Below are 21,289 nucleotides of genomic sequence, written 5' to 3'. Positions count from 1 at the left end.
CTTCGGGTAGTTTGCGCCAGGGTCGGGGAGGCTTTCGACGTACGACGTGTCTCTCGGCCCGGCCCCAAAGATGGGCCGCCACGCCGCGGATTCCGCATCGTTCGCTCGCAAGGAGTCACGGCCCATGGACTTCCTCAAACCACGGTACACGCCTATGAACCGCCGCCGTCGCATCTACGAGGGCAAGGCGAAGGTCCTCTACGAGGGTCCGGAGCCGGGAACGCTCATCCAGCACTTCAAGGATGATGCCACCGCCTTCAACGCGCAGAAGCATGATGTCATCGACGGCAAGGGCGTGCTGAACAACCGGATCTCCGAGTTCGTTTTCCAGCACCTCAACGACATCGGCGTGCCCACGCACTTCATCCGCCGCCTCAACATGCGCGAGCAGCTGATCCGCGAAGTCGAGATCATTCCGCTCGAAGTGGTGGTGCGCAACGTCGCCGCCGGCTCGCTCGCCACCCGCCTCGGTCTCGAGGAAGGCACGCAGCTGCCGCGCTCGATCATCGAGTTCTACTACAAGAACGACGCGCTCAACGACCCGATGGTGTCGGAAGAGCACATCACCGCCTTCGGCTGGGCGACGCCGCAGGAGATCGACGACATCATGGCCCTGGCCATCCGGGTCAACGACTTCCTGTCCGGGCTCTTCCTCGGCGTCGGCATCCGCCTCGTCGACTTCAAGATCGAGACCGGCCGCCTCTGGGAAGGCGACATGATGCGCATCGTCGTCGCCGACGAGATCTCCCCGGATTCCTGCCGCCTGTGGGACATCAAGTCGTCGGACAAGCTCGACAAGGACCGCTTCCGCAAGGATCTCGGCGGCCTGATCGAGGCCTATACCGAGGTCGCCAAGCGCCTCGGCATCATGTCCGAGAACGAGAAGGTCCAGACGGGCGGTCCGCGCCTCGTCCAGTAAGGGGCCGGCCGGTCCCGCGGGTTTCGATCGCGCGGGCCGGCTGACCTTTCGAGATCCTGCAGGCCAGCCCGGACCCGAAGGGATGCCGCCGGCGGCGCGCGATCCAGAGCCGCCGACAGTTTCAAGTCCGCCACCCCCTGCGCGTGAGGATCCCGGGTTCCGCTGCGCGGCTCCGCGATGACGTGGTGCTGCGTGGGGATTTTCGGCGCGCAGAGCGGCATCTGCCCTCGCCCGACTGAGGGAGTGGGGCAGGGCGGTGGGGTCACCTCTCAGGATATGACGCCCGCTGCAACCGACCCTGTTCTTTCGGCAGTTCCGTCCCGCCCCTCGATCTCAGACCGTCTCCGCCACCGCCTCCGGCGGGCGCGGCGTGGCGCCGGCGGCGTCGCGGAGGGAGGCGACGGTCTCCTGGGCGGCGTCGGGCACCAGGTTGCGGCGGTTCTCCGCGGTCGGGATCGGCAGGCGCACCATCACGATGGTGCCGAGGCCCTCCTGGGAGCGGATCCGCAGGCCCCCGCCGTGGAGCTCGGCCATCGAGCGCGCGATGGCGAGGCCGAGGCCGGAGCCCTTGTGGCTGCGGGTGAGGTTGGTCTCGACCTGCTGGAAGGGGGCGCCGAGGCGGCGCAGGGCCGATTTCGGGATGCCGATGCCGGTATCCTCGACGAAGATGTGGACGTGGTCGCCGGCCGGGCGCGCCTTGATGATGATCCGGCCATCGCCGGGCGGCGTGAACTTCACCGAGTTCTGGACGAGGTTGGTCAGGATCTGGTGCAGGGCGCGCTCGTCGGCCAGCACCGTCAGCGCCTCGACGACGTCCACGTTGACGGTGAGGGACTTCGCGCGCGCCGATTCGCCGACGAGCTTCAGGGTGCCCTCGATGGCGGCGGCGACCGCGAGTTCGCGCGGCGCCAGCTTCACCGTCTGGGCCTCGATGCGCGACATGTTGAGGATGTCGTCGATGACCGAGAGCAGGTAGTCGCCGCTGGAGCGGATGTCCCGGCAATAATCCGTGTAGCGGGGCGAGCCGAGGGTGCCGTAGACCTCGCTCTCCATCAGTTCCGCGAAGCCCATGATCGCGTTGAGCGGCGTGCGCAGCTCGTGGCTCATGTTGGCGAGGAACTCGGACTTGGCCTGGTTGGCGCCCTCGGCCTGCGCCTTCTGGTCGAGGTAGCGCTCGGCCAGGTCGGCGAGCTGCTGGGTCTGGAGCTCCAGGGTGCGGCGGGAGCGCTTGAGGTCGCGCACCGTCTCGATCAGCTCGCGCTCGGACTGGACCAGCTGCTCCTGGTGGCGCTTCAGGCTGGTGATGTCGGTGCCCACCGAGACGTAGCCGCCGTCCTTGGTGCGCCGCTCGCTGATCTGGAGCCAGCGCCCATCGGTGAGCTCGGCCTCGAAGGTGCGGGCGGTGGCCCCGCTCGGCTCGATGTCGCGCAGCTCGCGCCGGACCGGCGGCAGCACGCCCCGGCCCATGATCTCGGCGTAGCGCCGGCCCGGGATCGCGTCCTCGGGGCTGAGGGCGTGGAGGTGACGGAACTTCGAGTTGCACAGGACCAGGCGGTTGCCGGTGTCCCAGAGGACGAAGGCCTCGGAGATGGCCTCGACCGCGTCGCGCAGGCGCATGTCGGCGGTGGCGTTGAGCTCGGCCAGATTGCGTTGCTCGGTGACGTCGAGGGCGATGCCGACGAGGTGGCGCCCGCCGTCGATCGTGTCGGGCACGATCTCGGCGCGCATGCGCATCCAGACCCAGTTGCCGGTGGCGCCCCGCACCCGGAACTCGTGGTCGACGGTGGACTGGCTGGCGGCGAGGTGGCGGGCCAGGCTGTAGAGGTCGCCGTCGTCGGGATGCACGAGGGCGTTGACGTCGCCGAAGGACAGGAACTCGCGCTCGCGGTGATAGCCGAGGAGCGCGTACATCGAATCCGACCAGTAGATCCGGCCGCGCGGGATGTCCCAGTCCCAGAGGCCGCAGCGCCCGCGGCCGAGGGCGGTGTCGAGGCGCTGCTTGATCTCCTCGCAGACGCGGTCGACCGCGTAGGCCCGGCGGGTCTGGAGGGCATAGGCGATGCCGGTGCCGATGATCACGAGGGCGGCGGCCCCGAGGAGGATGGCCTGGTTGCGCATCCGCGTGGTCCAGGCGGCGGTGATGTCGACGAGCGGCTGGAGCACCGCGACCTGGCCCCGCCCGCCGGGCAGGTTCCGCAGGGCCGCGATCACCACGGAGCCGTCCGCCAGGGTCACGGTCATCACGCCCGCGCTCTCGCCGAGGGTGGAGAGCGCCTGCATCTCCCCGAGATGCTGGGTCAGGGTACGGCGGGGACCGGGGAGCGGCGGATTGGCCGCCACGATGACGTCGTTGGGTGAGATCAGCAGGATCTGCCGTCCGGCATGGAGCAGGCCCGGCGGCAGCAGGGCGCCGAGATTGCGGTGGGCGGCCTCGCCCCTGGCCTCGCCGTCGATGTCGATCCCGGTGAAGGCGGCCGCGGCGAGGCGGGTGACGGCCTCCACGTCGGTGGTCGCCGCCCGGATCACCTCCTCGCGCTGGGCCTGCAGCAGCATCGCCGCCACGGCCCCGAGGCAGATCAGGAACGTCGCGAACAGCGCCGGCAGGGCGAAGCGCAACCAGGTCTCGGCGCGCACGAAACGGACATGAGCGGCGTGTTGGGGCCGGTGGATGCCAAGAATCGTATCCGCGCGCGCGGAGAGGGAAGCGGAATCCGCCTCCAGCATGGACTTACTCCGCCGTTGGGATTTTGGCACCGGGAACGCGGGCCGATCCGCGTTTCGAATCGTATACGATTCAACATTTCCGCCGGGGTTTTGTCCACGCGTTTTTTCCGGCCACGCTTGACTCCCGGCGCGAATCTGAGGCCCGGATTCGACGCCTCGGGCCGGTGAAAAGCCGATTCTCTTCAGGGACTTGCTAGCCGGCAAGTGTCCGGTCGAGGATGTCGCCGACGTCCCGTGACAGTCCGGCAACAGCGCGAATTTTCAGCAATGTGGACTCGGCCGCGCCGCGGCGCACCGGCTCCATCATCCGCCACGATCCGAAGGCCGTGAGCAGGCGTGCGGCCACCTGCGGGTTGGTCCTGTCGAGGGCCAGAACCGCCTCCGCCACAAGGGCATAGCCGGCACCGTCCGGCCGGTTGAACTGGGTCGGATTGCCCAGGCTGAAGCTACCGATCAGCGCCCGGACCCGGTTGGGATTGGTCATCGAGAAGGCGGGGTGATTCTGGAGGGCGCGGATGCGGTCCGGCGTTCCGGCCTCGGGAATCCCGGCCTGGATCGCCAGCCACTTGTCGAGGACGAGGGGTTCGGCCCGGTAGGCCTCGGCGAATCGCGCGAGCGCCGATTCGCGCTCGGCGCCGGGCACCTGGGACAGGACCGCGAGGGCGGCGAGCCGGTCGGTCATCGTCGTCGCCGTCTCCATCTGGTGGAGGGCGAGCCGCGTCGCGGCGGCCGGATCGGCCGCCGCCACGAGGTCGAGGGCCGCGTTGCGGAAGGCGCGCCGGCCGGCGGCGGCGGCATCGGGGCTGAACGGCGTGCCCGGGGCCTCCGCGAGGGCGTCGCGCAGGCCGAGGAGCTGCGGCTCCAGGTGGGTGCCGAGGGTGCTGCGCAGGGCGTGCCGGGCGCGGTGGATCGCGTCCGGGTCGATCCCGGTGGCGATCTCGTTGGCCGCGTCGGCCTCGCTCGGCAGGGCGAGGATCAGGGCGGCGAAGGCCGGGTCGGCGAGGGCCTCGGCCTCCAGGAACCCGGCGAGCGCCCGGCCGAAGCCGGAGGCGCCGGTCTCCGGCAGGGTGCCGGAGCGCGTCCCCTGCACGAGCAGGCGCATGGCGACGCTCTGGGCCGCCTGCCAGCGGTTGAACGGGTCGGTGTCGTGGCGCAGCAGCGTCAGCGTGTCGGCATCCGTCATCTCGATCTCGACCCGCACCGGGGCGGAGAAGCCGCGGAACAGCGAGGGCACGGGCCGGACGGGGACGTCGGTGAATGTGAGGCCGTCGCTCGCCCGGTCGAGCACGAACACGCCGTCCCGGACCCGGTCGTTCGCCGGCGTATCGAGGGGGCCGTCCGGACCGACGAGGCCGAGGCGGACGGGGATCACCAGGGGCGGGGCGTCGGGGGCGCCGGGCAGGCTCTGGCGGAGGGCGAGGCGGTAGGTCCGCGCCTCCGGATCGTAGCTGCCCTGCACCGCGACCCGCGGCGTGCCCGGGCGCTCGTACCAGCGCGCGAAGGCGGCGAGGTCGCGGCCCGAACTGGCCGCGAAGGCGGCGAGGAAATCCTCCACCGTGGCGGCGCGGCCGTCATTGTCGGCGAAGTATCGGTCCATCCCGGCCCGGAAGGCCTCCGCGCCGAGGAGTGTGCGCAGCATCCGCACGATCTCGGCGCCCTTCTCGTAGACGGTGGCCGTGTAGAAGTTGTTGATCTCGGTGTATTGGCGCGGCCGCACCGGGTGGGCCAGCGGCCCGGCATCCTCGGGGAATTGCCGCGCCCGCAGGGTGCGGACCTCGCCGATGCGGTGTACGGCGCGCGAGCGCATGTCCGAAGAGAATTCCTGGTCGCGAAAGACCGTCAGGCCTTCCTTGAGGCAGAGCTGGAACCAGTCGCGGCAGGTGATGCGGTTGCCGGTCCAGTTGTGGAAGTACTCGTGCGCGACGATCGCCTCGATGGCGGCGTAGTCCGCGTCGGTCGCGGTCTCGGGCGAGGCGAGGACGTAGCGGTCGTTGAAGATGTTGAGGCCCTTGTTCTCCATCGCGCCCATGTTGAAGTCGGAGACCGCGACCACGTTGAAGACGTCGAGGTCGTAGGCGCGGCCGAAGGCGGTCTCGTCCCAGGCCATCGAGCGCGCCACCGCGTCGAGGGCGTAGTCGGCCCGCGCGGCCTTGCCCGGCTCGACGTAGACGGCGAGCTCCACCGTGCGGCCCTCGCTGGTGGTGAAGGGGCGCCGGACGGAATCGAGGCGCCCGCCCACCAGGGCGAAGAGGTAGGCGGGCTTCGGGTGGGGGTCGTGCCAGATCGCGTAGTGGCGCCCGGGGCCGGCCTCGCCGGATTCCACGAGGTTGCCGTTGCCGAGCAGCACCGGCGCCGCGTCGCGATCGGCCTCGATCCGCGTGGTGTAGACCGCCATCACGTCCGGCCGGTCGAGGAAATAGGTGATCCGCCGGAAGCCGTCGGCCTCGCACTGGGTGCAGTAGACCCCGTTCGAGCGGTAGAGCCCCATCAGCTTGGTGTTGGCGCTGGGGTCGATCCGGGTCTCGATCTCCAGGCTGAAGGGTCCCGCCGGCGGCCGGTGCAGGGTCAGGCCGGACGGGGAAAGGCCGTAGGCCTCCGCCGCGAGGACGGCGCCGTCGAGGCTGAGGCGCTCCAGCACGAGGTCCTCGCCGTCGAGGACGAGGGGCGCGCCTGGGCGCCCGGCCGGATTCGGCGCCAGGCTCAGGGTGGCCCGAACCCGGGTGGCGGTGGGATGGAGCGCGACGTCGAGGGCCACCGTGCCGATCCGGTAGTCGCTGGGGCGGTAATCCTCCAGGCGGATCGCGATCGGGGTTTCGGTGCGCATGCGGGCTCCTCGAGGTCAGGGCGTCACTGTGCGGGGTGCGCGGCGGCGGCGCAACGCGCGCGACGCCAGGCTCGTTGACGCGTGGCCGCGCCGGACCAAATAGGCGCTGATCCCTCGGAGAGCCCCAACCCATGCGCTTCCTTCACACCATGGTCCGCGTCGCGGATCTCGACCGTGCCCTCGACTTCTACGTGAACACCTTCGGCCTGCAGGAGGTGCGCCGCACCGACAACGAGAAGGGCCGCTTCACCCTGGTGTTCCTGGCCGCCCCCGACGATGCCGGCACCGCCCGGGAGACCCAGGCCCCGGTGATCGAGCTGACCCACAACTGGGACCCGGAGACCTATTCGGGCGGGCGCAACTTCGGCCATCTCGCCTACGAGGTCGACGACATCTACGCCTTCTGCGCGAAGCTCCAGGCGGCCGGAATCACGATCAACCGCCCGCCGCGCGACGGCAACATGGCCTTCGTGAAGTCCCCCGACGGCATCTCGATCGAGCTGCTGCAGAAGGGTCCGGCCAAGCCGCCGCAGGAGCCCTGGTCCTCGATGGAGAACACCGGCTCCTGGTAGGCGAACCGACGGGCCGCCCCGGGGCGGCCCGTCCCGTCCTCAGGCGGCGGTTTCGGGCGCGGGCGTGATGCCGAGCTGGCTCAGCTTGGCCGTCACGATCTCGATCGGCCGGCGCAGCTTGAGGCTCATGACCGAGACCGGGATGCCCTCGCGGGCCATCTCGGTGAGTTGCTGGACGGATTCGAGCGTCCAGGCCGTGTCGTTCGTCGCCATCGCGTCCTCCTGATCCTTCGCAGACGGTGACGCCGGGCTCGCCCGGCGCCAGCCTGGAAGACGTGGCGCGAGGCGTGACGCCCGCAAGGCGCGAGGCCAAAATCTCGCCATGCCGCTCCGGAGGGCACGCCGCGCGGCGAATGGGCCTTGACCCCCGGCCCGCGCGCGGCGCACATCCGCGCCGGATCAGTCGGCCGGGCGGCCGCTCCGGGCGTCATGCCCGGGGAGGAAAGTCCGGGCTCCATGGAGAGACGGTGCCGGATAACGTCCGGCGGGGGCGACCCCAGGGACAGTGCCACAGAGAGCAGACCGCCACGGACCGGCTTCGGCCGCTCCGCGGTAAGGGTGAAAGGGTGCGGTAAGAGCGCACCGCGGACGCGGCAACGCGGACGGCACGGCAAACCCCACCGGGAGCAAAACCGAATAGGGGCGACACGGCGGGCCTTCGGTCCGTCAGGCCCTCTCTCCAGGCCCGTCGCCCGGGTTGGTTGCTCGAGGCGGTCGGCAACGATCGTCCCAGAGGAATGGCCGCCACGTCAGGGGGCCGCAAGGTCCCCGGGCCCTACAGAACCCGGCTTACAGGCCGACTGATCCTCCACGGCTCCACCGCGGGCGCCGCGTCCCCGACCGGGCCGCCCGCCCCCGCGGCGGCGGCGCATCGCAGGCGCCGGAGCGCCTCCGCGGACCCGTCGGTTTCGGAGAGTATTGGGGCGCCGTCGCGCATCGGGAAACCGCTTTGAGAGCGAAAACTTACGCTCGGTTAACCTTGCTGAGGTCTGATCTTCGGGAGCCGCTCCCCCTCGGCCAGGTTCGTTGACGGCGCTCAGAGGCCCATGGTACCCCGATTCATCCCGTCAACGGCGATTTTCGGATCGACGGACGCAGCCTGTCCCAGGCAGGCCGTTGTCCGCATGCGCGGTCGCGTCACGCGTCGACCCGGAGACGCCCCGTCTCTCCGAGCCGCGCTCGCGTGCTCCAGCCCCGTGGAAGGGACGCATGCGCCGCTTCGATCCGGTCGAGCCCTCGCTCATTCCCGCCGCTCCCTCGGCCGCGCGACCGCCGCGCGCCGGGATCGCCCGATGACGCGCGTCCCCCGCGAGGCGCGGGTGAGCCGATCCGTCGACGGGGCACCGCACGTTCCCGTCCTCCTCGCGGAGGTCCTCGACGCCCTCGACCTGCCGGGCCGGGCGCTCGCCGTCGACGGTACCTTCGGGGCCGGCGGCTACACCCGGGCGATGCTCGGCGCCGACCCGGCCGTTCACGTTCTGGCGATCGACCGCGACCCCGGCGCCATCGCGGGCGGCGCGCCCCTGGTGGCCGAGGCCGGCGGCCGTCTGACCCTGGTGCCGGGTCGGTTCGGCGGCCTCGACGCCTGCGTCCGCGCGGCGGGTCACGCTTCGGCCGACGCGGTCGTGCTCGATATCGGCGTCTCGTCGATGCAGATCGACCAGCCCGAGCGCGGCTTCTCCTTCCGCAACGACGGCCCCCTCGACATGCGCATGGAGCGCGCCGGGCCGAGTGCCGCCGACCTCGTCAACGACTCCGAGGAAGCCGACCTCGCCGACATCATCTTCCACTACGGCGAGGAGCGCCGCTCCCGCGCCGTCGCCCGGGCGATCATCGAGGCGCGCCGGAAAGGCCGCATCGAGACCACCGCGGCCCTCGCCGAGATCGTCGCCGGCGTGGTCTGGGCCGATCCGGCCAGCGGCATCCATCCGGCGACCCGGACCTTCCAGGGCCTTCGCATCGCGGTGAACGACGAACTCGGCGAGCTCGTGCAGGCGCTCCACGCCGCCGAGCACATCCTCAAGCCCGGCGGCCGCCTCGCGGTGGTCACCTTCCACTCGCTGGAGGACCGGATCGTGAAGCAGTTCTTCTCGGCCCGCAGCGGCCGGGCGGCCCAGGCCTCCCGCCACCTGCCGAGCCTGGAAGCGCCGGCGCCGCGCAGCTTCGCGGCCGTGACCAAGGGTCCGGTGCTGCCGACCGAGGCCGAGACCGCCGCCAATCCCCGCGCCCGCTCGGCCAAGCTGCGCGCGGTGGAACGCACGGACGCCCCCGTGCCCGCCCCCCTGGCCGCCATCGAGACCCTGGCCGCGCTGCCGGCGCGGACAGGTCGGAGCGGAGGAGCGCGCCGGTGATCCGTTTGCTCAACCTGATCGCAGTGCTCGGCCTGATCGGCTCGGCGATCTACGCCTACTCGATCAAGTACGACACGCTCTACCAGGCCGGGCAGGTCTCGAAGGCCCAGACCCAGCTCAAGAAGGAGCGCCAGGCCATCGCGGTGCTGCGCGCCGAGTGGCAGCTCCTGACCCGGCCGGACCGGCTCCAGGCGGCGGTGGAGCGCTACCTCGCCCTGGAGCCCATCGGCACCGCCCATCTCGGGCGCCTCGCCGACCTGCCGGCGCGCCCGGACCGCGGCGACGAGATCGGCCGGCTCCTGGCCGCCACCGCGACGCCGAAGGAGAAGCCGACGGCGGGCCGCGGCGGCGACGAGCCGCGCACCACCGGCAGCGTCACGCCGCGCACCACCACGACCAGAACCCCGACCACGACTTCGAGGTAGTGCCCGTGTCCGAAGTCCCGCCGCCCGGCCAGGGCTCGATCCAGTCCGCCGATTCCCATCCTCCGGCCGAGCCGGCCCACGCCGCCGACCCGGCCGCCGAGGCCGGCGCGCCGCACGAGGCCGTGTCCGCAGAGGCCGCGACGCCCGAGGCGATCCGGGTCGAGCGGACGAGGCTGGAGCCGTCGGTCGAGGGCCTCGCGCCGCCGCCGCCGTCGAAGCGCCAGTGGATCGTCCGCAACGTCCGGGCGATGTTCCACCTCGCCATCGAGCGCTCCTATACCCGCGTCGGCCTCGTGGGCCTCGCCTTCACGCTGGTCTTCGCCACCATTGGCGGGCGCCTGATCCTGGGCGCCGCCTTTCCGGAGGCGGATAACGGCGACCGCCGGATCGCGGCCGCCGCCACCACGGCGATCCGCCCGGACATCGTCGATCGCAACGGCGAGATCCTGGCCACCGACATCCGCACGGTCTCGATCTTCGCCGAGCCGCGCAACATCTACGACAAGGACGAGGCGGTCGAACTCCTCACCGCCGTGCTGCCGCAGATCAATGCCACCGAACTGCGCGCCAAGCTCTCCACCAAGAAGGGCTTCGTCTGGGTCAAGCGCGAGATCACCCCGAAGCAGCAGGCCGAGGTCCATCGCCTCGGCATCCCGGGCGTCGGCTTCCTGCCCGACCACAAGCGCGTCTACCCGAACGGGGTCGCGGCCGCGCACATCCTCGGCGTGACCAACCTCGACAACATCGGCATCGCCGGCATCGAGAAGTACATCGACAACCAGGGCAACAAGGCGCTCAACGATTTCGGCCTCGTGGCCAAGCAGACCGACCTGAAGCCGATCCAGCTCTCCATCGACCTGCGGGCGCAGTTCGCCGTGCGGGACGAGCTCGCCTGGGGCCTCGACCACTTCAAGGCCAAGGCCGCCGCCGGCATGATCCTCGACGTCCAGACCGGCGAGGTGATCGCGCTCGCCTCGCTGCCGGACTTCGACCCGAACGATCCGGCCGACGCGCTCAACCCCGACCGCATCAACCGCATGAACGTCGGCGTCTACGAGATGGGCTCGACCTTCAAGGCGATGACCCTCGCGATGGCCCTCGATTCCGGCAAGTTCAACGTCAACTCGACCTTCGACACCCGCGGCGGCGTGCTGAACTGGGGCCGGCAGAAGATCCACGAGTACCACGGCACCAACCGCGTCATCACCATGCCGGAGGTGTTCACCCACTCGTCGAACATCGGCTCGGCCAAGATGGCCCTCGGCATCGGCGTGCCGGGCCACAAGGCCTTCCTCAAGAAGATGGGCCTGACCGACCGGATGCGCACGGAGCTTCCCGAGAGCGCCGAGCCCATCGTCCCGGCGCGCTGGACCGAGATCAACACCATCACCATCGCGTTCGGCCACGGCCTCGCGGTGGCGCCGATCCAGGCGACGGCGGCGGTGGCGGCCATCGCCAATGGCGGCTTCCTGATGACGCCCACCTTCCTCAAGACCACCGCCGAGGAGGCGATGGCCAAGGCCACCCGCGTGCTCAAGACCGAGACCAGCGAGGCGATGCGCTTCATCATGCGCCTCAACGCCGTCGAGGGTTCGGCCAAGAAGGCCGCGATCCCGTACTACTACGTCGGCGGCAAGACCGGCACCGCCGAGAAGGTGATCCACGGGCGCTACGTGAAGAACCGCCTGTTCACGACCTTCATGGCCGCGGCCCCCATGAACAACCCGAAATACCTCTTCGTCACCATCATGGACGAGCCCCAGGGCCTGCCGGAATCCGGCGGCTACGCCACCGCGGCCTGGAATTCCGGCGTCGTCACCGGCCGGGTGATCGAGCGCGTCGCCCCCGTCCTCGGCCTGCCGCCGCAATTCGATCCGCCGGTGAAGCCCTTCCCCCTGATGGTGAAGCTCGGCGCCTACCACGCCACGCAGGTGGACGGGCGATGAGCGGGCCGACCCTCGGCGGACTCTTCCCCGAGGCGGAGGCCGGGAGCGCCGGCCTGCCGGTCTCGGGCCTCACGGCGGATTCGCGAACCGTCGCTCCGGGCTTCGTCTTCGTCGCCGTGCCGGGCACCGCCGCCGACGGCCGCCGCTTCGCCGGCAAGGCCGCGGCGGCCGGCGCCGTCGCGGTGGTGAGCGAGGGCGAGCGGCCGGCGGGGCTCGACGCGACCGTGCCCTACATCGCCGTGGCGGATGTGCGCCGCAGCCTCGCCCTCGCGGCGCGGGCCTTCTCGGGCCGGCAGCCGGCCGAGGTCGTGGCGGTGACGGGGACGAGCGGGAAGAGCTCCGTCACGGATTTCGTGCGCCAGATCCTGGCGCGCCTCGGCGCCGAGGCGGCGAGCCTCGGCACGGTGGGCATCGTCACCAACCGGGGCGCCAGCTACGGCTCCCTGACCACTCCCGACCCCGTGACCCTGCACGCCACCCTGGCGCGGCTCGCCGAGGACGGCATCGACTACCTGGCGATGGAGGCCTCCTCCCACGGGATCGAGCAGCGCCGCCTCGACGGGGTGGCCCTCGCCGCGGTGGGCTACACCAATCTCGGGCGCGACCATCTCGACTACCACGCCACCATGGACGACTACCTGGCGGCCAAGCTGCGGCTGTTCACGACCCTGGCGCAGCCCGGCATCCCGGCGGTGGTCAACCTCGACGGCGCCTATGCCGACATCGTCGTGGCGGCGGCCTCGGCCCGCGGCCTCGACGTCCACACCACGGGGTCGAAGGGCGACACGGTTCGGCTGATCTCGGCGCGGACCGAGAGCTTCCACCAGCACCTCGCGCTCCAGGCGCCCGGTCCATCGGGCCGGCTGCAGGACTACACCGTGCGCCTGCCGCTGGTCGGCGGCTTCCAGGTCGAGAACGCGCTGCTGGCCGCCGGCCTCGTGCTGGCGACGCCCGCCGGCCGGGCCGACCGCTCGGGCGTGATCGCCGCCCTCGAACACCTCACCGGGGTTCCGGGCCGGATGGAGCGCATCGGCGAGGCCAATGGCGGCCTCTGCCTCGTCGACTACGCCCACAAGCCGGAGGCCCTCGACGGCGTGCTGACGGCCCTGCGCCCCTTCGCGACGGGCCGCCTGCGCCTCGTCTTCGGCTGCGGCGGCGACCGCGACACGGGCAAGCGCCCAATCATGGGCGCCATCGCGGCCGGGAAGGCCGACGCCGTCATCGTCACCGACGACAATCCCCGCAGCGAGGATCCCGCCGCGATCCGGGCCGCGATCCTGGCCGCCGCGCCGGGCGCCGTGGAGATCGGCGACCGGGCCGAGGCGATCCGCACCGCCGTGCGGGCCCTGGAACCCGGCGACGTGCTGGTGGTGGCCGGCAAGGGCCATGAAACCGGCCAGATCGTGGGGTCACAGGTCCTGCCCTTCTCGGACCACGACGTCCTCCGGGCTGCGATCGCGGAACGCTCAGCATGACCGACAACACCCCGCCCGGCACGACCCCGCTCTGGACGCCCGACGCCCTGGAGGCCGCCACCGGCGGCAGGCTGCTGGGCGCGGCCAGGCCGATCGCCGGCGCCTCGATCGACACGCGCACGCTGGAGCCGGGCGACCTGTTCTTCGCCATTCGCGGCGAGGCCCGGGACGGGCACGACTTCGTCGCCGCCGCCCTGGAGCGCGGGGCCGGCGCGGCCGTCGTCGCGGCCGACCGGGCACGGGACTTCGCGGGCGCCGGGCCGGTCCTGGCCGTCTCGGGTGCGGGCGAGGATCCGGTCCTCGACGCCATGCGGGCGCTCGGCGCCGCGGCCCGGGCGCGCACGGAGGCCGGCATCGTCGCGGTGACGGGCTCGGTCGGCAAGACCGGGACCAAGGAGGCCCTGCGCCACGTGCTCTCGGCGCAGGGGGCGACCCACGCCTCCATCGCCTCCTACAACAACCATTGGGGCGTGCCCCTGACCCTGGCGCGCATGCCGGCCGGGACGCAGTTCGGCGTGTTCGAGATCGGCATGAACCACCCGCGCGAGATCGTGCCGCTCACCGCGATGGTGCGGCCCGACATCGCCCTGATCACCACCGTCGAGCCCGTGCACATCGAGCACTTCGCCTCGCTCTCGGCCATCGCCGACGCCAAGGGCGAGATCTTCGCGGGGGTGAAGGTGGGCGGAACCGCGATCATCAACCGCGACAACCCGAACTACGCGCGCCTCCTCGCCCACGCCCAGGCCTCGCGCGCCGGCCGGGTCGTCACCTTCGGCGAGCATCCGGAGGCGGATGTCCGCGCCCAGCGCATCGTGCTGCGCCCCGACCTCTCGGTGGTCGATTCCGTGGTGATGGGCATTCCGGTGACCTACCAGCTCGGCACGCCGGGCCGGCACACGGCCATGAACTCGCTCGGCGTGATGGCGGTGGTGCATGCCCTCGGGGCGGACCTCGCCCGCGCGGCCCTGTCGCTGGCGGCCCTGCGGCCTCCGGTCGGCCGCGGCGAGCGCACGGCCCTGGCGGTCGGGGAGGGCGAGGCCTTCCTCGTCGACGAGAGCTACAACGCCAACCCGGCCTCGATCCGCGCCGCCCTGGCGACCCTGGCCGGCATCGAGACCGGCCCGCGCGGGCGCCGCATCGCGGTGCTGGGCGACATGCTGGAGCTCGGACCCGAGGGCGAGGCCCACCACCGCGACCTCGCCGGGCCGGTGGAGGCCGCCAAGGTCGACCTCGTCTTCACGGCCGGCCCGCTGATGCGCAACCTCTTCGAGGCCCTTCCGGTGAGCCGGCGCGGCGCCTCGGCGGCGACCTCCGCCGATCTGCTCGAACCCGTGCTCTCGGTCCTGCGTCCCGGGGACGCCGTGATGGTGAAGGGTTCGAACAGCATCCGCATGGGCCGGATTGTCGAAGCGCTGAAAGCCCGTTACGCGAACGCCCAAGCCGAACCGCCGCACGCCGCCGCGCGCTGAGGCGACCTTCATCACGGCCGGGGAGGGGCGACGCGCGCCCCTGAGCCTCCGGCCGAGTTCCGAACTGAACCACGGCCGGGTGCTGGATGCTGTATCTCCTGTCGGACTTGAGCGGCACCGTCTCCGCCCTCAACGTCTTCCGCTACATCACCTTCCGCACCGGCGGCGCGCTGTTCACGGCGGGCCTGTTCGTGTTCTGGTTCGGGCCGCTGATCATCTCCCTGCTGCGCCTGCGCCAGGGCAAGGGCCAGCCGATCCGCGAGGACGGCCCGCAATCGCACCTGCTGACGAAGCGCGGCACCCCGACCATGGGCGGCCTGATGATCCTCGCCGGCTGCGTGGTGGCGATCCTGCTCTGGGCCAACCCGCGCAACCACTACGTCTGGGTGACGCTCGCGGTGACGCTCGGCTTCGGCGCGATCGGCTTCTACGACGACTACCTCAAGGTGACGAAGCAGTCGCACAAGGGCTTCTCGGGCAAGTTCCGCCTGGTGCTCGAGGCCTGCATCGCCATCGCGGCCTGCGTGCTGATCTCGGTCTACTCGGCGCCCACCCTGCAGAACCAGCTCGCCTTCCCGATCTTCAAGGACGCGCTCCTGAACCTCGGCTGGTTCTACGTGCTGTTCGCCGCCTTCGTGATCGTCGGCGCCGGCAACTCGGTGAACATGACCGACGGCCTCGACGGCCTCGCCATCGTGCCGGTGATGATCGCCTGCGGCACCTTCGGCGTCATCGCCTACCTCGTCGGCAACGTCTTCACGGCGGGCTACCTGCAGGTGAACTACGTCCGCGACACGGGCGAGCTCGCGGTGGTCTGCGGCGCGGTGATCGGGGCGGGGCTCGGCTTCCTCTGGTTCAACGCGCCGCCCGCCCAGGTCTTCATGGGCGATACCGGGTCCCTCGCGCTCGGCGGCCTCCTCGGCACCATCGCGGTGGCGACCAAGCACGAGATCGTTCTCGCGATCGTGGGCGGCCTGTTCGTGCTGGAGATGATGTCGGTGATCATTCAGGTCGCCTCGTTCAAGCTGACGGGCAAGCGGGTCTTCCGCATGGCGCCGATCCACCACCATTTCGAGCAGAAGGGCTGGAAGGAGCCGCAGGTCGTGATCCGGTTCTGGATCATCGCCGTGATCCTGGCGCTGGCCGGCCTCGCCACCCTGAAGCTGCGCTGAGCCCGTCCCCATGACGCCCGTCACCAGCTTCGCCGGCCAGAAGGTCGCCCTGTTCGGCCTCGGCGGCTCCGGCCTCGCCACCGTCCGCGCCCTGATCGCCGGCGGCGCCGACGTGCTCGCCTGGGACGACAGCCCGGAGAGCACCGGCCGTGCCCGCGATCAGGGCATCACCGTCTTCGACCTGCGCGAGGCCGACTGGACCGGGTTCTCGGCCCTCGTCCTCGCCCCCGGCGTGCCCCTGACGCACCCCGCTCCGCACTGGACCGTGGAGAAGGCCGGAGAGGCCGGCATCCCGGTCATCGGCGATATCGAACTGTTCTGCCGGGAACGCCGCGCGCTGGCGCCGGGCGCGCCCTTCGTCGCCATCACGGGCACCAACGGCAAGTCGACCACCACGGCCCTGATCGCCCACATCCTGGCCTCGGCGGGCCGCGACGTGCAGATGGGCGGCAACATCGGCACCGCGATCCTGTCCCTGGCGCCGCCCGCGCCGGACCGGATCCACGTGATCGAGATGTCCTCGTTCCAGATCGACCTGACGCCGAGCCTCGACCCCAGCCTCGGCATCCTCCTCAACATCACGCCGGACCATCTCGATCGCCACGGCACCCTGGCCGACTACGCCGCCATCAAGCAGCGGCTGGTGGCGGGCGCGGACCGCGCCATCGTCGGCGTCGACGACGCGCTCAGCCGGACCATCGCCGATGCGCGGACGGGGCCGACCGTGCGCATTCATGTCGGGACGCCGGAGACGGGCTTCGACGGCCTGTCGGCCCGCGACGGAACGGTGTTCGACGTCGACGGCACGCCGATCGTGGATCTGACCGGGATCGGCTCCCTGCGGGGCGCGCATAACTGGCAGAACGCGGCCGTGGCCGCCGCCTGCGTCCGGGCCTTGGGGATCGGCGACGCCGAACTCGTCGCCGGCCTGCGCAGCTTCCCCGGCCTGCCCCACCGCATGGAGGAGGTCGGCCGGCGCGGGCGCGTGCTCTTCGTCAACGACTCGAAGGCCACCAACGCGGATTCCACCGAGAAGGCGCTGACCGCCTTCCACGACATCCACTGGATCCTCGGCGGCAAGGCCAAGGAGGGCGGCATCGCGCCCCTGGCGCCGCTCTTCGGTCGGGTCGCCCATGCCTACCTCATCGGTGCGGCGAGCGAGGCCTTCGCCGCCACCCTCGAGGGCCGGGTGCCCTACACGGCCTGCGGGACGCTCGCGCTCGCCACCGCGAAGGCCGCCGCGGCGGCCGCCGCGTCGGGGGCGCAGGAGCCCGTGGTCCTGCTCTCGCCGGCCTGCGCCTCCTACGACCAGTTCCGGAGCTTCGAGGATCGTGGGGATCAATTCCGGAATCTGGTGCGCGCGCTGCCCTGAAGCCCTGCGCCACGCGAATCGCGATCCAAATTCTCAATCATTCTCGCCTCCCATCGATCGCGTGTAGCGCGGTCCCGCCCTGTCGGCGGCGCGGTGATGGGTTGAGTGCATGGCGTTCACGATGGCACCCGGCGCCGCGCGCTGGCAGGCGGGAGCCTGGGCCCAGATCCCCGTCCTGCACGTGCTCCGGCGCCTCGCGACGCTGCTCCTCGTCGCCTTCATCTTCTTCGCCTGCTTCGCCTTCTCGGACACCTCGCCCTACGACGTGGTGGCGATCCCCACCATCGTGCTCTGGCTCTGTCTCGGCCTGCGCCTGCACCGGGGCATGGTGCCGCTGCTCTGGCTGCTGATCCTCTACGTCGGTGCGATCACGGTGGCACTGCTGCCCTATGTCGACCAGCCGCTGCCGGTGACCTGGACGATCCAGCTCGCCTACCTCGCGATCACCGGCGTGTTCTTCGCGATGCTGTTCTCCGACGAGACGCAGGCGCGGATGGAGCTCGCCCTCAAGACCTTCGTGGCGAGCTGTCTCCTGTCGAGCGCCTTCGGCATCGTCGGCTATTTCGGCTACATCCCGACGGAGGACCTGTTCTACAAGTACGGCCGCGCCTCGGGCACCTTCCAGGACCCGAACGTCTTCGGCTCGTTCCTGACGCTGGGCGCCCTCTACCTCATGCACGGCCTGCTCCTCGGCACGAGCCGGCGGCCGATTCTCGCCTCGGCGATCCTGATGGTGATCGTGGCAGGCATCTTCCTCTCGTTCTCGCGCGGCTCCTGGGCGGGCACGCTGATCGCCGTCGCCGTGATGGTCGGCAGCGTCTACGCCACGACGCCCTCGGCGCGCCTGCGCCGGCGCATCGTCACCCTGACGGTGCTGGCGGTCGTCGCCACCGCGGTCGCCATCGTCGGCCTGCTGTCGATCGGCGACACCGCGGAGATGTTCTCCAAGCGCGCCGCGGTCACGCAGGACTACGACACCGGCGAGACCGGCCGGTTCGGCAACCAGATGCGCGGCCTCGGCATGCTGGTCGACGAGCCCCTCGGGATGGGCCCCCTGCGCTGGCGCCTGATCTTCGCCCTGGAGCCGCACAACACCTTCATCGGCAGCTTCGCCAATGGCGGCTGGCTGGCCGGCGTCACCTTCATCGGCCTCGTCCTGATGACGAGCGTCGTCGGCTTCCGCCTGATGCGCCGCGACACGCCCTATCGCCGGCACGCCCAGATCGTCTTTCCGGCCCTGCTGATGTTCTTCCTGCAGGCCTTCCAGATCGACATCGAGAAGTGGCGCCACGTCTACATGATGCTGGGCATGATCTGGGGCCTGGAGGCGGCACGGCTGCGCTGGCTGACGGCCGGGCGAGGGTCGCACGGACATTCGTATCCTTGAGGCGTGCCCCTCCGGTGCGCGGGTCTCCCGGCCCGCCTGGGGGGAGGGGCGCCGCACGCACCGGGCGATGCCTGATCCGGGGCGATGCCTAATCCGGCATTGGTTCGGCCGCGGCCGCCTCCTCCGGCTCCGGATCGGCCGTCCAGGTCGTGGCGAAGGCGGCCAGGTGGCGGGCATCCGCGAAGGCCAGGACGGTGACGGCCCGGTCCGCCGGCATTCCGCCGGGATAGGGCGACAGCAGGACCTTCTCCTCGGACAGTTTCGCCCCCGGCGCGTGCTCGGCGAGCCAGGCCTCCGCCTCGGCCGTGAGGCGGCTCGGATCGGCCGCGTCGCGCGCCCGGGAGTCGCCGCGCAGGACGAGGACGTAGGAGCCGAGCGCCGGATTGCGCTGCTGCACCGCTTTTACGATGTCGAGAAACATGCCGAACGGTTCCCAGCTGTGCTCAGTGCAGCTTCACGCGTGACTCGGTGCGCCGGGTCAGCGCCCGGGCGACCGCGTCGAGGGTGGTCTTCACCGTGCCGTGCAGGGCCTGCTCGTGCATCTTGTAGAGCGAACGGTACATCATCCGGGCGAACAGCCCGGCGATGAACATGTTCTTGCCCTTGATGAATCCCATCAGGCTGCCGACGGTGGAGTATTCGCCCAGCGAGACCAGCGAGCCGAAGTCGCGGTACTTGAAGGCCTTCAGGGGCCTGCCGGCCATCTTGTCGGGGATGATCTTGATGAGGTGCGAGGCCTGCTGGTGCGCGGCCTGGGCGCGGGGCGGGATCGGCGTGTCGGAGCCCTTCTCGACCAGGTAGGCGCAGTCGCCCATCGCGAAGATGTCCGGGTCGCGGGTGGTCTGCAGGGTCGGCGTCACAACGAGCTGGTTGTTGCGCGTGGTCTCGAGGCCGCCGATCTCGTGCAGGAACTGCGGCGCCTTCACGCCGGCCGCCCAGACCACCAGCTCGGAAGGGATGAAGCCGCCATCGGCGAGCTGGACGCCGTCGGGCCGGACTTCCGTGACCCGCGCCCCGGTGCGGACCTCGACGCCGATCTTGTCGAGCAGCACCATGACGTCCCGGGACATCCGCTCCGGCACCGCCGGCAGGATGCGGCTCGCCGCCTCGACCAGGGTGATCTTCAGATCCTTGGCCGGGTCGATGCGGTCGAGGCCGGTGGCGGCCACGTCGCGGGTGGTGCGGTGGAGCTCGGCGGCGAGCTCGGTGCCGGTCGCGCCGGCGCCGATCACCGTGACGTGGAGCTGGCCCGGCCGCACCGGACCCGGCTGGGTGTGGGCGCGCAGCATGCCGTTGATCAGGCGCTGGTGGAAGCGCACCGCCTGGCCCTGGGTGTCGAGGGCGATGGCGTTCTGCTGCACGCCGGGCGTGCCGAAGTCGTTGGTGGTGGAGCCCACCGCCATCACCAGCGTGTCGTAGGGGATCTCGCGCACGGGCGTGACCTCGCGCCCCTCGGTGTCGTGGCTGGCCGCGAGGTGGATCACGCGCTTGGCGCGGTCGAGGCCGGTCATCTCGCCGATGCGGTAGCGGAAATGGTGCCGGTGGGCATGGTGCAGGTAGTCGACCGCGTGGTGTCCGACATCGAGGCTGCCGGCGGCGACCTCGTGCAGCAGCGGCTTCCAGATGTGGGTCCGCGCCCGGTCGACCAGGGTGACGTGGGCCTTCTGCGTGCGACCGAGCTTGTCTCCCAGCTTCGTGGCGAGCTGCAGGCCCGCCGCGCCGCCGCCAACGACCACGATGCGGTGTAATGTGTCCTCGGTTTCGCCCGGTACCATGTCTCTGAGGTCCTCGTGTGCCGCGGATACGTGCCCCCACGACGGGCGACGCATGTTCATCCCGCGTTGGAGCTTAGAAGGATTACAAAGCGACCGCTATTCCCGTCACGCCGGTGCGCCCGGCTGGCGCAGGGGATGCGCCCGGGCGAAAGCGTCCTGGGCGAGGCAATCCTCGGCGATCCGGCGCACGGTCGGGAACGGCGCGGTGTCGACGCCGAAGATGCCGGTGCCGACCCAGAGGCTGACCAGGCAGAGATCGGCGTGGCTGACGGCGTCCCCTTGCGCGTAGCGCCCGGTGCCGGGCTCGCCGGTGAGGCGGGTCTCCAGGGTCTTCAGACCGCTCGCCATCCAGTGGCGCACGAAGCCGAGCATGCGCTCGCGCGGCAGGTCGTAGGTCTCCATCAGGAAGTTGCGCACCCGCGGCACGTAGAGCGGATGGGTGTCGCAGGCCACGACCTGGGCCAGGGAGCGCGCGCGGGCGCGTTCGCGGGGCTGGCTCGGCAGGAGCGGCGTGGCCGGATGGATGTCCTCGAGATAGTCGAGGATCGCCAGCGACTGGATCAGCGGCGGACCGTCGCCATCGAAGAAGGCCGGCACCGCGCCCTGCGGGTTGATCGCGAGGAAGTCCGGGTTGAACTGCTCGCCGGCGTCGAGGTCGAGGAAGACTTCCTCGTAGGCGATGCCCTTGAGATTGAGCGCGACCCGGACCCGGAAGGCCGCGGCCGAGCGCCAATTGCCGTACATCTTCATGCGCGCAACGTTTCCTCTTCGCGGAATCTTATCCGTCTCTTATCGTCCGGCGACCACACCCGACATCGCGCCGGCCCGCAAGCCCGTTCTGCCGGCGAATGCCGGCGGATTGCACGATTTGGCAG

At 70.9% G+C, this 21,289-nt stretch carries 16 protein-coding genes and 1 other RNA gene; 11 read left to right on the top strand and 6 right to left on the bottom strand.

What is annotated here, in order from left to right:
• Positions 1–124: 124 nt before the first annotated feature.
• Positions 125–919 (top strand): phosphoribosylaminoimidazolesuccinocarboxamide synthase, encoded by a 795-nt coding sequence (gene purC, locus AC0IWM_RS08995; RefSeq protein ID WP_055955211.1) that lies wholly within the window; start codon positions 125–127, stop codon positions 917–919.
• Positions 920–1,252: 333 nt separating this feature from the next.
• Here purC and AC0IWM_RS08990 read toward each other — a convergent pair whose 3' ends face one another.
• A complete protein-coding gene (locus AC0IWM_RS08990) occupies positions 1,253–3,643 on the bottom strand; it encodes a PAS domain-containing sensor histidine kinase (RefSeq protein ID WP_471754427.1) in 2,391 nt (796 codons plus the stop codon).
• 193 nt (positions 3,644–3,836) lie between these two features.
• Entirely contained in the window at positions 3,837–6,467 is a 2,631-nt protein-coding gene (gene pepN, locus AC0IWM_RS08985) for an aminopeptidase N (protein WP_471754425.1), read from the bottom strand.
• 131 nt (positions 6,468–6,598) lie between these two features.
• On the opposite strand from pepN, the gene gloA reads away from it, so the two are divergent.
• Entirely contained in the window at positions 6,599–7,039 is a 441-nt protein-coding gene (gene gloA / locus AC0IWM_RS08980; RefSeq protein ID WP_056476082.1) for a lactoylglutathione lyase, read from the top strand.
• 39 nt (positions 7,040–7,078) lie between these two features.
• Here gloA and AC0IWM_RS08975 read toward each other — a convergent pair whose 3' ends face one another.
• Positions 7,079–7,252, bottom strand: a complete 174-nt coding sequence (locus AC0IWM_RS08975) for a hypothetical protein (RefSeq protein ID WP_471754423.1) — start codon at positions 7,250–7,252, stop codon at positions 7,079–7,081.
• 186 nt (positions 7,253–7,438) lie between these two features.
• Here AC0IWM_RS08975 and rnpB point away from each other — a divergent pair.
• The 9 genes from rnpB to AC0IWM_RS08930 all read left to right on the top strand — a co-directional run bounded on the left by rnpB (position 7,439) and on the right by AC0IWM_RS08930 (position 18,639).
• Positions 7,439–7,847: RNase P RNA component class A (rnpB, locus tag AC0IWM_RS08970), an RNA gene on the top strand.
• 484 nt (positions 7,848–8,331) lie between these two features.
• On the top strand, positions 8,332–9,390 hold the full coding sequence (gene rsmH / locus AC0IWM_RS08965) for a 16S rRNA (cytosine(1402)-N(4))-methyltransferase RsmH (RefSeq protein WP_471754421.1): 1,059 nt from the start codon (positions 8,332–8,334) through the stop codon (positions 9,388–9,390).
• Positions 9,387–9,815, top strand: coding sequence for a cell division protein FtsL (gene ftsL, locus AC0IWM_RS08960; protein ID WP_056476075.1), 429 nt, complete (start codon positions 9,387–9,389; stop codon positions 9,813–9,815). The genes rsmH and ftsL overlap by 4 nt, the downstream gene beginning before the upstream one ends.
• A 38-nt stretch (positions 9,816–9,853) precedes the next feature.
• Positions 9,854–11,761: a peptidoglycan D,D-transpeptidase FtsI family protein gene (locus AC0IWM_RS08955; RefSeq protein ID WP_471754614.1), complete on the top strand. Its 1,908-nt coding sequence runs from the start codon at positions 9,854–9,856 to the stop codon at positions 11,759–11,761.
• Positions 11,758–13,236, top strand: coding sequence for a UDP-N-acetylmuramoyl-L-alanyl-D-glutamate--2,6-diaminopimelate ligase (locus AC0IWM_RS08950; RefSeq protein ID WP_471754419.1), 1,479 nt, complete (start codon positions 11,758–11,760; stop codon positions 13,234–13,236). The genes AC0IWM_RS08955 and AC0IWM_RS08950 overlap by 4 nt, the downstream gene beginning before the upstream one ends.
• The gene (locus tag AC0IWM_RS08945) at positions 13,233–14,708 is read left to right on the top strand and encodes a UDP-N-acetylmuramoylalanyl-D-glutamyl-2,6-diaminopimelate--D-alanyl-D-alanine ligase (protein WP_471754417.1); all 1,476 of its coding nucleotides are present in this window, start codon (positions 13,233–13,235) and stop codon (positions 14,706–14,708) included. The genes AC0IWM_RS08950 and AC0IWM_RS08945 overlap by 4 nt, the downstream gene beginning before the upstream one ends.
• Before the next feature lie 86 nt (positions 14,709–14,794).
• Positions 14,795–15,880, top strand: a complete 1,086-nt coding sequence (gene mraY, locus AC0IWM_RS08940; protein ID WP_056476067.1) for a phospho-N-acetylmuramoyl-pentapeptide-transferase — start codon at positions 14,795–14,797, stop codon at positions 15,878–15,880.
• Positions 15,881–15,890: 10 nt separating this feature from the next.
• Complete coding sequence (gene murD / locus AC0IWM_RS08935) at positions 15,891–17,252, top strand: UDP-N-acetylmuramoyl-L-alanine--D-glutamate ligase (protein WP_471754415.1); 1,362 nt, start codon at positions 15,891–15,893, stop codon at positions 17,250–17,252.
• A 109-nt stretch (positions 17,253–17,361) separates the two neighbouring features.
• Positions 17,362–18,639, top strand: a complete 1,278-nt coding sequence (locus AC0IWM_RS08930; RefSeq protein ID WP_471754413.1) for an O-antigen ligase family protein — start codon at positions 17,362–17,364, stop codon at positions 18,637–18,639.
• Positions 18,640–18,727: 88 nt separating this feature from the next.
• Here the strand turns inward: AC0IWM_RS08930 and AC0IWM_RS08925 are convergent, their stop codons facing one another.
• The 3 genes from AC0IWM_RS08925 to maiA form a co-directional block, all read right to left on the bottom strand.
• Complete coding sequence (locus tag AC0IWM_RS08925) at positions 18,728–19,060, bottom strand: hypothetical protein (protein ID WP_471754411.1); 333 nt, start codon at positions 19,058–19,060, stop codon at positions 18,728–18,730.
• Positions 19,061–19,082: 22 nt separating this feature from the next.
• Positions 19,083–20,414 (bottom strand): NAD(P)/FAD-dependent oxidoreductase, encoded by a 1,332-nt coding sequence (locus AC0IWM_RS08920; RefSeq protein ID WP_471754409.1) that lies wholly within the window; start codon positions 20,412–20,414, stop codon positions 19,083–19,085.
• Positions 20,415–20,519: 105 nt separating this feature from the next.
• Positions 20,520–21,164, bottom strand: a complete 645-nt coding sequence (gene maiA / locus AC0IWM_RS08915; RefSeq protein ID WP_056476049.1) for a maleylacetoacetate isomerase — start codon at positions 21,162–21,164, stop codon at positions 20,520–20,522.
• Positions 21,165–21,289 lie beyond the last annotated feature (125 nt).

The organism is Methylobacterium sp. AC433 (assembly GCF_979253015.1).
The sequence above is the reverse complement of the archived record's forward strand: the minus strand, read 5'-3'. Positions and strand labels throughout refer to the sequence as shown.

Coding starts and splice junctions, on each gene's coding strand:
- purC (WP_055955211.1), top strand. CDS start 125: ATGGACTTCCTCAAACCACGGTACACGCCTATGAACCGCCGCCGTCGC.
- AC0IWM_RS08990 (WP_471754427.1), bottom strand. CDS start 3,643: ATGCTGGAGGCGGATTCCGCTTCCCTCTCCGCGCGCGCGGATACGATT.
- pepN (WP_471754425.1), bottom strand. CDS start 6,467: ATGCGCACCGAAACCCCGATCGCGATCCGCCTGGAGGATTACCGCCCC.
- gloA (WP_056476082.1), top strand. CDS start 6,599: ATGCGCTTCCTTCACACCATGGTCCGCGTCGCGGATCTCGACCGTGCC.
- AC0IWM_RS08975 (WP_471754423.1), bottom strand. CDS start 7,252: ATGGCGACGAACGACACGGCCTGGACGCTCGAATCCGTCCAGCAACTC.
- rsmH (WP_471754421.1), top strand. CDS start 8,332: ATGACGCGCGTCCCCCGCGAGGCGCGGGTGAGCCGATCCGTCGACGGG.
- AC0IWM_RS08950 (WP_471754419.1), top strand. CDS start 11,758: ATGAGCGGGCCGACCCTCGGCGGACTCTTCCCCGAGGCGGAGGCCGGG.
- AC0IWM_RS08945 (WP_471754417.1), top strand. CDS start 13,233: ATGACCGACAACACCCCGCCCGGCACGACCCCGCTCTGGACGCCCGAC.
- mraY (WP_056476067.1), top strand. CDS start 14,795: ATGCTGTATCTCCTGTCGGACTTGAGCGGCACCGTCTCCGCCCTCAAC.
- murD (WP_471754415.1), top strand. CDS start 15,891: ATGACGCCCGTCACCAGCTTCGCCGGCCAGAAGGTCGCCCTGTTCGGC.
- AC0IWM_RS08930 (WP_471754413.1), top strand. CDS start 17,362: ATGGCGTTCACGATGGCACCCGGCGCCGCGCGCTGGCAGGCGGGAGCC.
- AC0IWM_RS08925 (WP_471754411.1), bottom strand. CDS start 19,060: ATGTTTCTCGACATCGTAAAAGCGGTGCAGCAGCGCAATCCGGCGCTC.
- AC0IWM_RS08920 (WP_471754409.1), bottom strand. CDS start 20,414: ATGGTACCGGGCGAAACCGAGGACACATTACACCGCATCGTGGTCGTT.
- maiA (WP_056476049.1), bottom strand. CDS start 21,164: ATGAAGATGTACGGCAATTGGCGCTCGGCCGCGGCCTTCCGGGTCCGG.